Raw genomic sequence first — 10,656 nt, 5'->3', positions numbered from 1 at the left:
CGGGTGCAGTCATCAGGCGTTACATCAAAGCCGGGAGAAGTCCGCAAAGCGGTCCTATCATTGACGCACAACCATATTTGCAACTACATTTAGTTACACGCAGGGAACGCCGTGTCCAAAAATGAAAAGCTGCTCGCCAAACTGCTCAACCTGCAGATGGCATTCACCTGGCCTGAGCTCGTCACATTGCTGGGCTGGCTGGGTTATCGACAAATCGAAGGGGCTGGGAGCCGCGTCAAGTTCGACATCGGCGACCCGAGTGCAATGATCACCTTGCACAAGCCCCACCCTGGCAATGAGCTGAAACACTACATTCGGCGCCAGATCATTGAACAGTTGGAATCAGGAGGCTTGCTTCAATGAGCAACCAGTTGAAATACAAAGGCTACATCGGCTCCATAGAAGCCAGCGTCGAGGACAATTGCCTATTCGGCAAGCTGCTGTTTATCCGCGCCCTGGTCAGCTACGAAGGCCAGACCGTGGCCCAGTTGGAAGCCGCCTTTCGCGAGGCGGTGGAGGATTACCTGGCTACGTGCCAGACCTTGGGCCAGGCACCAGAAAAGCCCTGCAAAGGCTCATTCAATGTACGGGTGGGCCATGATCTGCACCTGGCCGCAGCCCTGGCGGCGACGCAGAAAAAGGTCACACTCAACGACCTGACGCGCCAGGCCTTGAACGAGTTCCTGCGTCATCATGCGGCAGACAGTCACCCCGCCCTGGGGTGACTTAGCCCAGGCGGCGGTAGCCCAGCACGGCGGCCGCCAGCACCACCGCCCCGGCCACCAGCGCCACCCAGAACCCGCTGGGGGCGCCGAATTGATCGATCATCCAGCCGGAACTTGCCGCACCGATGGCCACGCCGATGCTCAGGCCGGTGATCAGCCAGGTCATGCCTTCGGTCAAGCGGCTGGGGGGGACGACCTGCTCCACCAGCGCCATGGACACAATCAGCGTCGGCGCAAAAAACAGCCCGGACACAAACACCGCCAGCGCCAGCCCAAGGATATCCCCCACCCACAACAACGGCAGCGTGGTCAACGCCGTGGCCAGGCCACAGAGCAGGAACTGCCGGGGCAACGGCATGTGCAATTTCAACGCCCCAAAGGCCAGCCCCGCCAGGCACGAGCCAATGGCATACACCGACAGCACAATACTCGCGGCTGCCGGTTGGCCCTGATGCTGGGCGAACGCTACGCTGACCACGTCCACCACACCGACAATGGTGCCCATGGCCATCAGCAGGATCATCAGCACCAATACCGAAGGCTGGGTAATCAACCAGCGGCCCTGCTGCTCAAGCTGAGCGTGAATAGCCGGTTCAGTCTGTTTTTGCAGGACGAAGGTGGTCACGCCGACCGCCAGCAAGATCGCCCCCACCAGCGGGCCGGCTTCGGGAAACAGCAGCACGCACAGCCCTACCGATATCGGTGGCCCAAGGATAAAGCACACCTCGTCCAGCACCGACTCCAGGGCAAAGGCGGTTTGCAAGCGGGGCTGGCCACGGTAGATCTCGGTCCAGCGCGCACGCACCATGGCCGACATATTGGGCATGCAACCGGCCAGGGCGGCGAAGATAAACAGCGTCCAGTCCGGTGCCTGCAAGCGGGTACACAACAACAGCATCAACAGCGCGCCCCCGCCAATCACGGCCGCCACCGGCAATACGCGGCCCTGGCCGTAACGGTCTACCAGCCGTGAAACCTGCGGCGCGCAAAACGCCGTAGCCAAGGCAAAGGTGGCCGCCACTGCGCCCGCCAGCCCATAACCACCGCGGACCTGGGACAACATGGTGATCAACCCGATACCGGTCATGGAAATCGGCATGCGCGCGAGCATGCCGGCCGATACAAAAGCCCTGGAACCTGGCGCCTGAAACAGCTCGGCGTAGGGGTTTGCCATGGTGCGTGTCCTCTTGCTGGGAGCCCTGGAGCTTGCCATTCAAGGCAATCCGGGCGAAATATATACGGTGCGTATGTGACAAATCATGAGTAACATACGCGGCGTATGTCAACTACCCACCTGACCAGGACGAGCATTTTCCATGAGCCGAGCCCGCGCCGAGATGATCGAAGAAACCCGCGCCCGCTTGCTAGCCAGCGCCCGCCACGCCTTTGCGACCCAAGGTTTTGCCCATACCTCCATGGACGATTTCACCGCGCGCGCCGGCCTCACGCGAGGGGCGCTGTACCATCACTTTGGCGACAAAAAAGGCTTACTGGCAGCGGTGGTCGCGCAACTCGACAGCGAAATGGATGAGCACCTGCAACAAATCAGCGCCCAGGCCGCAAACCCCTGGGAGGGTTTTTGCGAACGCTGTCGCGCGTATTTGCGCATGGCCCAGGATCCGGAAATCCAGCGCATTGTGCTGCAAGATGCGCCGGCAGTGCTGGGTGCTGACGTCGGCGCCCAGCAGCAATGCATCGACTCACTGCGTCGGCTCCTGGAGGGATTGATGCAGGTCGGATTGATTGAACAGGCCCCCAGCCTGGCGCTGGCCCGATTGATCAATGGCAGCCTGGTGGATACGGCGCAATGGATTGCCCATGCCGAACGCCCGGATGAATGCCTGGAGCAAGCGCTGCAAGGCTTGGATTTGCTGCTTCGGGGGTTGAAGCCTGTGGCCTGAGCCCCTAGCAAAGGGGGCTGCAGTGGCGAGGGGGCTTGTCCCCCGCTGGGTTGCGCAGCGACCCCAAAAAATGGGCCTGCTGCGCAGTCCAGCGGGGGACAAGCCCCCTCGCCACAACAGGGCCCCTCTCCACAGTAGGCCCCTAACTACAACTACCCCTGGAAACGAGGCTCAGGTTCGCCGCAACAACAGCGCCGCCACCGCACACAACGTCAGCGCCACACACGCCAGGTAGAACGCGTCGCTGTAAGCCATCAAGAAGGACTGGTGCCGTACGCCCTGATCCAGCAACCCCAGCACCTGCTGGTGCTGCGGCCATTGTTCCTGCAGCAAACCGCCGCCCGGCAAGCGTTGTTGCAAGGCCGGCTCGAAAATGTTCAGCGATTCACCGATCCGCGCCGAATGCACCTGCTCGCGTACCACCACCAACTGTGCCAGCAGGGCCGTACCCACTGCGCCGCCCAGATTACGCAACATCGAGAAGACCGCCGAGGCCGAGCCAGACTCGGCCTTGGCCAGCCCATGCACCGCCAGCACCGACAGCGCCACCATGATCAATGGTTGGCCGATGCCGCGCACCACGATCGAGGGGATGATCACGTTACTGGCGCTGTCGGCCGACAAATGCGCGCCCATCCAACAGCCCAGGGCCATGATCGCGAAACCTGAAGCCACGAGGATTTTCGCGCTAAACCACTTCATCAGCTGCGGCAAAAACGGCGCCAGCACCAGTTGCACCATGCCGTAGGCAATCAGGCTGATGCCGATTTCGCTGGCGTTGTAGCCCTGCATCTGGGACAGGTAGTTGGGCACCAGGAATACCAGGCCATAGGTGCTGGCACCGAAGATAAACATCGCCACGCTGGCCACGCCAAAGTTGTAGTGCGCCAACAATCGCAGGTTGATAAAGCTTTTGCTGCCCCACAATTGGCGACCGATAAACCCTGCCAGCCCGACCACCGCCGCCAGGCTCATCCAAACAATAAAGGCCGAGCCGAACCAATCCTTGCGCCCGCCCTCCTCCAGCACGATCTGCAACGCGCCCAGGCCCAGCACCATGCACGCGATGCCCAGCCAGTCGCCTTGGCGCAACAACCCAAGGTTCATCGGCTGGCGATCGATGGACCAGGCCACTGCCGCCAACAGCGCGATGCCGGGGAACAGCTGCAGGTAGAAGATCCAGCGCCACGAATAGACATCGGTCAACCAGCCACCAATAGACGGCCCTGCGGCCTGGGCCACGCTGTTGGCCAGGCTGAACAGCGCCATGCCCAGCGGGATCTTGCTGGCGGGCAACTCGGTAATGATCAACTGGAACGATAGCGGAATCAGCACCGCTCCTGCGGCCCCTTGGATCACACGGATGATGATCATCACCGGCAGGTTCGGCGCCATCGAACAGGCCACCGAGGCCACCAGAAAGACCCCGGAGCCCCACAGCATTACCCGCCGTAACGAGAACACCTGCACCAGCCATGCGGTGAGCGGGATCATGATGATTTCCGCCACCAGGTAGGCCGTGGAAATCCACGATCCCTCCTCAAACGTAGCGCCCAGGGCCCCTTCGATTTCCGGCAACGCGGCACTGGTGACATGCACGTTCATGCCAGCCATGAAGCAACCGAACAGACCACCGATCACCGCGACCCAGGCGCGAAACGATACCGTCGAAGTGCTGCGCGCATCAGCCGCCATGGGAACTGTCCTGCTGGCGGGCCGGACGCGTATCCACCGTGGCGATCACTGACATTCCCGGCAAGATCGCGGGGCCGTTGACCTCGTCCGCGACCAGGCGGATCTTCACCGGAAAACGCTGCACGATCTTGGTGAAATTGCCGGTGGCGTTGTCCGGCGGCAACAAGGCGAATACCGCGCCGGAACCGGGGGCGATACTTTCCACCTGGCCGCGCCAGCGCTGGCCGGCAAAACTGTCCACCGCAATATCCACCGATTGCCCCGGCGCCATGTGCTGCAACTGGGTTTCCTTGTAATTGGCGATCACATAGGCCTGCTCCACCGGCACCACCGCCAGCAACGGCAGGCCCGGCATCACGTACTGCTGGCGACGGACCTTGCGCTGGCCCACGACCCCGTCGAACGGCGCGCGGATTGCTGTGTCATTCAAGGCATTGCGGGCCAGGGCCAGATTGGCCTGGGCCTCGCCCACCCGGGCCTGGGATTCGGCGATGCGCGCTTGGGCCTGTTGGCGACGCGCCTGCAAGACTTGGCACTGAGCCTGCTGCCGGGCCACTTGGGCACGGGCTTCGGTCACCGCCGCCAGAGCCTTGGCCTGGCCGGCACTGGCGGTTTCCAGGCGCTCACGGGTAGCGATCTGCTGGTCCACCAGATCGCGATAACGCAGGTAGTCCAGGCGCGCACGATGGGCCTCGGCCTCGTTGCTATGCAAGGCCGCCTGGGCCTGGGCGATGCGTTGCTGCTGCTCGGCCAGCCGCGCGTCCAGGGTATGCAGGCTGGACTGGCGCGCCGTCGCCGCTGCCCGGGCTTGCTGCAACTTCGCCTCGGAGCTGCGCAACTGCTCGATAAAGTCCCGGTCATCCAACTGCACCAGCACATCGCCCGCCTTCACCGGCTGGTTGTCCTCCACCAGCACCTGGGCCACGTAGCCGGCGATGCGCGGGCTGACCGCCACCCAGTCGGCACGGACGTAGGCATCGTCGGTCTCTTCAAGGAACCGCCCCCACTGCCACCAATACCCGGCAAACAGCCCCAGCCCCAGCAGCGTCGCCAGGGAGGCGCCTGTGAGCAGTGCGCGGCGATGGCGTTGCATCAAGCTGGGAGTGGATTGCAGGATGGCGGGTTCAACAGCCTGGTTCATGGCTTGGCTCCAAGGGCAGCAAGGGGTAAGGGTTGAGGTTGATCGTCACGTTGCCAGCCGCCACCCAGAGCCTGGAACAGCTCGATCTGGCGGTTGACCAAGCGCAGGTCTGCCTGGGCCAGGGTGGCCTGCAGGCTGACCAGGCTGCGCTCGCTGTCGAGCAATTGCAGGGCATCAAGGGCACCGGCCCGATAACTGCGGGTGGCCAGTTCAAACGCCTGCTGGCTGTTGTCCAGCGCGGCTTGCAGGGCCTGACGACGCTGCTGTTCGCCCTGGTACAGCGCCAGGGCTTGTTCGACCTGTTTCAAGGCGCTCAGTACCGTGGCGTCGAAACGCGCCTGGGCCTCGCGCGCCTGGGCCTGGCGCTGGCCCACCCGGGCCTGGGCGACGCCGCGGTTGGGAAAGCGCCAGGACAACAACGGCCCCACGGAATACACCAGCGCCTCACTGTCCCCCAACTTGCCCAGGCTGCTCGCCGAAGACTCAAGTGCAGCACCGAACGTCACTCGCGGGTACAACTCGGCGCGTGCGACGCCAATGGCCAGCGTGGCCGCCTGCAATTGGCGCTCGGCACGCCGGATATCGGCACGCCGTTGCACCAGCGCCCAGCCGTCCCCCACGGGCAGCGGCGCCTGCAATTGCGGGGGCTGGGCACAGCTGTTGCGGGCCACGTCCTGGGGCCGCATGCCACTTAGCACCGCCAATTCATACAGTGCGGCCTGATGGCGGGCAGTCAACATGGGCAACGGCGCACGGGTTTCTTCCAGCAGGCCATTGAGGCGCGCCAGGTCCAGAGCGGTGGCCGCACCGGCCTGCTGCAGTTTGCGAGTGACTTCGACACTGCGCTCCAACACCTGCACCGAATGACGCTGCACCTGGCTGCTGAAGGCATAGACGCACGCCTGGCCATAGGCCCGCGTGGTTTGCGCGGCCACCGTCACCCGCCACTCGTCCTCCAGCGCCCGCGCTGCCTGCGCATCGGCGCGGGCGGCAGCCAGGCGGTAACGCACCTCGCCCCACAGGTCCAGGGTGTAGCTCAGGGAGAATCCGGGAGCATGGCTCCACTCGGCATCGGCATGTTCACCGGTGGCCTGGGCCAGGGTCTGGTCGTCGCGACTGCGGCCATAGCCCACGCCGTAGGTCAGCAAGGTCGAGGGCTGGCGCTGGCGGTCGACCTGCTCCAGGCGGGCCAGCAGCGCATCGACGTGCGCGGCGGCGGCCTCAAGGTCTTTGTTGTGGCGCAAGGCCTGCTCGACCAACAGGTCCAGTTGCCGGTCGCGGTAAAGCTGCCACCAGCGCTGGGGCAGCGCCTGGGTTGCCGACCCGCTGGACAATTGCGGTATCGCCTGGGCCGCCAACGGCGCTGCAGGTTCGTCGGGCAGGCCGCTGCATCCGGCCAGCGCGCCCAGCAGAAGCAGCGTCAGGGCTGCCGGGAATCGATTGCTAGTGGGGGGATGAACGACAAGGCTGGGCATCACAAAGCTCGCTGAAGAATGAGCTTTGCAGATTAGGCATGCGCCCTGGCGGATTCGCCCGCGCCAGGGCCATGTATCGTCGCCAAATGGACAATAGGGTTACATGAAGCAACATCAGGCCCCAGGGCGGAAATGACTCGGCGGATACCCCAGCGAACGACGGAACATCGCACTGAACGCGCTGGGGCTTTGATAACCATGCTCCAGCGCTACTTCCAGAATGGAGGCGCCCTGGGCCAGTAACTTGAGGCTCAACGCCAGGCGCGCACGCTTGCGCCACTCGCCAAAGCTCATGCCCAGCTCGCGCTGGAAAATCCGGCTGAGGGTGCGTGCGCTCATATTCAGGGTGTCGGCCCAGGACTCCAGGCTGCTGTCATCGGCCGGGTTGCGGATGAACCGCGTACACAACCTGGCCAGCCGTGCGTCGCCGGGCACCGGTACGTGCATCGCCACCACCGGCGCGGCCAGCAACTCCATGCGGATCAACTCCACCATCGCCAGCAGGCGCGGGTTGTTGACCTGACCGGCGATCAGCGTGGCGGCCACGATCAGCTCCCGCAACAGCGCGGACACCTCGATCACCTGGCACGTGCGGCCAAGGCTAGGCTCCACCTCAGGCATGAGAAACAAGGTGCGCATGTGCACCTCGCCGGCCATGCGAATTTCGTGGGGCGTCCCGGCGGGCACCCACAACGCGTGCCCGGACGGCACCAGCCAACTGCCCTGGGCCGTACTCACCACCATTACCCCGGTGACGCCGTGAATCAGTTGCGCCTGGGTATGACAATGGGGATGGACCACTTCGTCGTTGCGGTAGTTGTCGGCATAAGCCTCAAGCCAAGGCCGGGGCGCAGTTGTCATGGGCAGCGTCTCACGTCGTTAAGCCAGTGATTCTAACCAAAAGCCCAATGGCGAAAACGATAGATATAGACAGCCATCGTCGCATTTCGGACAAGCCACTGAACTTGTGCCGCGCACCGTCAGTCAGCTCAATGGACTCCCGCAATAAAGGTTGGGTGGACAATGCGCATCTCGTTGGAACAACAAGTGGCCGTGGTCACCGGCGCCAGCTCCGGCATCGGCGCGGGCGCCGCCAGGGCTTTGGCCGCGGCCGGCGCGGCGGTGGTGGTGAACTACAACCGTCAGGCAGAGCCCGCCCAGGCCCTGGCGGCGCAGATCAACCAGAGTGGCGGCCGGGCACTGGCCATCGGCGCCGATGTGTCCCGGGAGGACGATGTCGAGCGCCTGTTTGCGCAGACCCTCGACGCCTTCGGTCATCTCGACATTCTGGTGGCCAATTCCGGCCTGCAAAAAGACGCCGCCATCAGCGACATGACCCTTGAGCAGTGGAACACGGTGATCGGCGTCAACCTCACCGGGCAGTTCCTCTGCGCCCGCGCCGCCCTGCGCATTTTCAACCGCCAGGGCGTGCGAGCAGGCGTATCCCGGGCCGCCGGCAAAATCATCCACATGAGCTCGGTGCACCAGTTGATCCCATGGGCCGGCCACGTCAACTACGCCGCGTCCAAAGGCGGCGTCGAGATGTTGATGCGCAGCCTCGCCCAAGAAGTCAGCCACCAACGGATCCGCATCAACGGCATCGCGCCGGGGGCGATCCGCACGGCCATCAACCGCGCCGCCACCGAGGGCGATGCCGAGCAGGCGCTGCTGAAACTGATCCCCTATGGCCGCGTCGGTGACGTCGAAGATGTGGCCAACGCCGTGGTCTGGCTGGCCAGTGATGCCTCCGACTATGTGGTGGGCAGCACCTTGTTTATCGACGGCGGCATGAGCCTCTACCCGGAGTTCAAAGACAATGGTTGATCTGAAAAACGAAGCTCAAAGCGCCATCGATGCCCACGGCATCATCGGCGACATGCGCAGTGCGGCACTGATCAACGACCAGGGCAGCATCGACTTTTTCTGCTGGCCGGAATTCGACAGCCCGTCGATCTTCTGCTCACTGCTGGACTCCCCCGCCGCCGGGATCTTCCAACTGACGCCGGACCTGCCCCAGGCGCGTCGGGAACAGATCTATCTGCCGGACACCAATGTCCTGCAAACCCGCTGGTTGAGCGATGAAGCGGTGGTGGAAATCACCGACCTGCTGAGCATCAGCGACGATGTCGACGACCTGCCCCTGCTGATCCGCCGTGTGCGCGTGGTGAGCGGCAAGGCCACCCTGCACATGCGCTGCGCGGTGCGCCATGACTATGCCAGGGCACCCACGCGGGCCACGGCCGATAACGCTGATGTGTGCTTCGAAGCAGCGGGCCTGCCTGGCCTGCGCCTGGCCAGCAGCCAGCCTTTGCAGATCGACAATGACGCCGCCGTCGCCTGCTTTACCCTGGACCAGGACCAAGGTGCCGAATTTGTCCTGGGCGGCCTGGACGATGTGCGCGTCGACAGCAGCGGCACCGACCTGTGCCTGCAGCACACCCTGGCGTTCTGGCGCGGCTGGCTGGCCCAGTCCAACTATCGCGGGCGCTGGCGGGAAATGGTCAATCGCTCGGCCCTGACCCTGAAGTTGCTGACCTCACGCAAACACGGCGCGATCCTCGCTGCGGCCACCTTCGGCCTGCCGGAAGCCCCAGGTGGCGAACGCAACTGGGACTACCGCTACACCTGGATCCGCGACGCCTCGTTCACCGTCTACGCCTTTATGCGCCTGGGTTTTGTCCAGGAAGCCAATGACTACATGCGTTGGTTGCGCGGGCGCGTCAGCGACTGCTGCGGGCAGCCGATGAAAATCAACATCCTGTATGGCATCGACGGCCGCCAACAGCTGCCGGAAACCGAGTTGACCCACCTCAGCGGCCATGGCGGCGCGCAACCGGTGCGCATTGGCAACGAGGCCTTTGACCAGGTGCAACTGGATATTTTCGGCGAGCTGATGGACGCGGTGTACCTGGTCAACAAGTACGGCGAAGCCATCTCCCATGAGGGCTGGAAACATACCCTGGAAGTGGTGGACCAGGTGTGCGAGACCTGGAACCAGAAAGACGTCGGCATCTGGGAGATGCGAGGCGAGCAACATCACTTCCTGCACTCGCGCCTGATGTGCTGGGTCGCCCTCGACCGCGCGATCCGCCTGGCCTCCAAGCGTTCGCTGCCGGCACCTTTTGCCCGCTGGGACCAGACCCGCCAGGCGATTTATGAAGATATCTGGAGCAACTTCTGGAACGAGGAGCGCGGGCATTTCGTGCAGCACATCGGCAGCACCGCCCTGGATGGTTCGATGCTGTTGATGCCACTGGTGCGCTTCGTGGCAGCCACCGACCCGCGCTGGTTGTCGACCCTGGAGGCCATCCAGAAAAGCCTGGTGCGCGACGGCATGGTGTACCGCTATCGCAATGACGACAGCCAGATTGATGGCCTGCAAGGCACTGAGGGGGCGTTTACTGCCTGCTCATTCTGGTATGTCGAATGCCTGGCTCGCGCAGGCCAAGTGGAAAAGGCCCACCTGGAATTCGAACAACTGCTGCGCTATGCCAACCCGCTGGGGTTGTATGCCGAGGAATTCGACAGCCAGGCGCGACACCTGGGCAACACGCCACAGGCCCTGAGCCATTTGGCGTTGATCAGCGCGGCGACGTTTCTGGATCGCAAGTTGAGTGGAGAGAAAACGGTGTGGCAGCCTTGATCCGCTGGCTTTACAGCGCTGGGCTCACTGGCTGTGGCGAGCGGGCTTGTTGTGGCGAGCGGGCTTGCCACAATAA

The 10,656-nt window shown here is 63.6% G+C and carries 10 protein-coding genes; 5 read left to right on the top strand and 5 right to left on the bottom strand.

Translation table 11 applies throughout. The features are described 5' to 3' along the window. Positions 1-111 precede the first annotated feature (111 nt). Together GDV60_RS10590 and GDV60_RS10585 are read left to right on the top strand one after the other, a co-directional pair. A complete protein-coding gene (locus GDV60_RS10590; RefSeq protein ID WP_029293161.1) occupies positions 112-363 on the top strand; it encodes a type II toxin-antitoxin system HicA family toxin in 252 nt (83 codons plus the stop codon). Continuing rightward, positions 360-725 (top strand): type II toxin-antitoxin system HicB family antitoxin, encoded by a 366-nt coding sequence (locus GDV60_RS10585; protein ID WP_029293163.1) that lies wholly within the window; start codon positions 360-362, stop codon positions 723-725. Before GDV60_RS10590 ends, GDV60_RS10585 begins: the two co-directional genes overlap by 4 nt. 1 nt (position 726) lies before the next feature. Here the strand turns inward: GDV60_RS10585 and GDV60_RS10580 are convergent, their stop codons facing one another. Further along, complete coding sequence (locus GDV60_RS10580) at positions 727-1,899, bottom strand: MFS transporter (protein ID WP_070995595.1); 1,173 nt, start codon at positions 1,897-1,899, stop codon at positions 727-729. 142 nt (positions 1,900-2,041) lie between these two features. On the opposite strand from GDV60_RS10580, the gene GDV60_RS10575 reads away from it, so the two are divergent. Then, on the top strand, positions 2,042-2,626 hold the full coding sequence (locus GDV60_RS10575) for a TetR/AcrR family transcriptional regulator (protein WP_070995594.1): 585 nt from the start codon (positions 2,042-2,044) through the stop codon (positions 2,624-2,626). Positions 2,627-2,797: 171 nt separating this feature from the next. Here the strand turns inward: GDV60_RS10575 and GDV60_RS10570 are convergent, their stop codons facing one another. The 4 genes from GDV60_RS10570 to GDV60_RS10555 form a co-directional block, all read right to left on the bottom strand. Then, positions 2,798-4,321, bottom strand: coding sequence for an MDR family MFS transporter (locus tag GDV60_RS10570; RefSeq protein WP_092235438.1), 1,524 nt, complete (start codon positions 4,319-4,321; stop codon positions 2,798-2,800). After that, a complete protein-coding gene (locus tag GDV60_RS10565; protein WP_092235435.1) occupies positions 4,311-5,462 on the bottom strand; it encodes an HlyD family secretion protein in 1,152 nt (383 codons plus the stop codon). The genes GDV60_RS10570 and GDV60_RS10565 overlap by 11 nt, the downstream gene beginning before the upstream one ends. Beyond that, the gene (locus tag GDV60_RS10560) at positions 5,459-6,937 is read right to left on the bottom strand and encodes an efflux transporter outer membrane subunit (protein WP_159907071.1); all 1,479 of its coding nucleotides are present in this window, start codon (positions 6,935-6,937) and stop codon (positions 5,459-5,461) included. The genes GDV60_RS10565 and GDV60_RS10560 overlap by 4 nt, the downstream gene beginning before the upstream one ends. A 114-nt stretch (positions 6,938-7,051) precedes the next feature. Next, on the bottom strand, positions 7,052-7,798 hold the full coding sequence (locus tag GDV60_RS10555; protein WP_029293175.1) for a helix-turn-helix transcriptional regulator: 747 nt from the start codon (positions 7,796-7,798) through the stop codon (positions 7,052-7,054). Between the two features lie 162 nt (positions 7,799-7,960). Between GDV60_RS10555 and GDV60_RS10550 the strand changes: the two genes are divergently transcribed. Continuing rightward, positions 7,961-8,761, top strand: a complete 801-nt coding sequence (locus GDV60_RS10550) for a glucose 1-dehydrogenase (protein ID WP_133715635.1) — start codon at positions 7,961-7,963, stop codon at positions 8,759-8,761. After that, entirely contained in the window at positions 8,754-10,580 is a 1,827-nt protein-coding gene (locus GDV60_RS10545; RefSeq protein WP_092235426.1) for a glycoside hydrolase family 15 protein, read from the top strand. Before GDV60_RS10550 ends, GDV60_RS10545 begins: the two co-directional genes overlap by 8 nt. Positions 10,581-10,656: the final 76 nt, after the last annotated feature.

This window comes from Pseudomonas sp. DTU12.1, from assembly GCF_009873475.1.
Lineage (GTDB): Bacteria > Pseudomonadota > Gammaproteobacteria > Pseudomonadales > Pseudomonadaceae > Aquipseudomonas > Aquipseudomonas proteolytica.
Note: the sequence above shows the minus strand (reverse complement) of the source record. Positions and strands in the feature narration are given on the sequence as shown.

Bases quoted from the DNA above. Each gene is read 5' to 3' on its own strand.
- GDV60_RS10585 (WP_029293163.1), top strand. From the start codon at position 360: ATGAGCAACCAGTTGAAATACAAAGGCTACATCGGCTCCATAGAAGCC.
- GDV60_RS10580 (WP_070995595.1), bottom strand. From the start codon at position 1,899: ATGGCAAACCCCTACGCCGAGCTGTTTCAGGCGCCAGGTTCCAGGGCT.
- GDV60_RS10575 (WP_070995594.1), top strand. From the start codon at position 2,042: ATGAGCCGAGCCCGCGCCGAGATGATCGAAGAAACCCGCGCCCGCTTG.
- GDV60_RS10570 (WP_092235438.1), bottom strand. From the start codon at position 4,321: ATGGCGGCTGATGCGCGCAGCACTTCGACGGTATCGTTTCGCGCCTGG.
- GDV60_RS10565 (WP_092235435.1), bottom strand. From the start codon at position 5,462: ATGAACCAGGCTGTTGAACCCGCCATCCTGCAATCCACTCCCAGCTTG.
- GDV60_RS10560 (WP_159907071.1), bottom strand. From the start codon at position 6,937: ATGCCCAGCCTTGTCGTTCATCCCCCCACTAGCAATCGATTCCCGGCA.
- GDV60_RS10555 (WP_029293175.1), bottom strand. From the start codon at position 7,798: ATGACAACTGCGCCCCGGCCTTGGCTTGAGGCTTATGCCGACAACTAC.
- GDV60_RS10550 (WP_133715635.1), top strand. From the start codon at position 7,961: ATGCGCATCTCGTTGGAACAACAAGTGGCCGTGGTCACCGGCGCCAGC.
- GDV60_RS10545 (WP_092235426.1), top strand. From the start codon at position 8,754: ATGGTTGATCTGAAAAACGAAGCTCAAAGCGCCATCGATGCCCACGGC.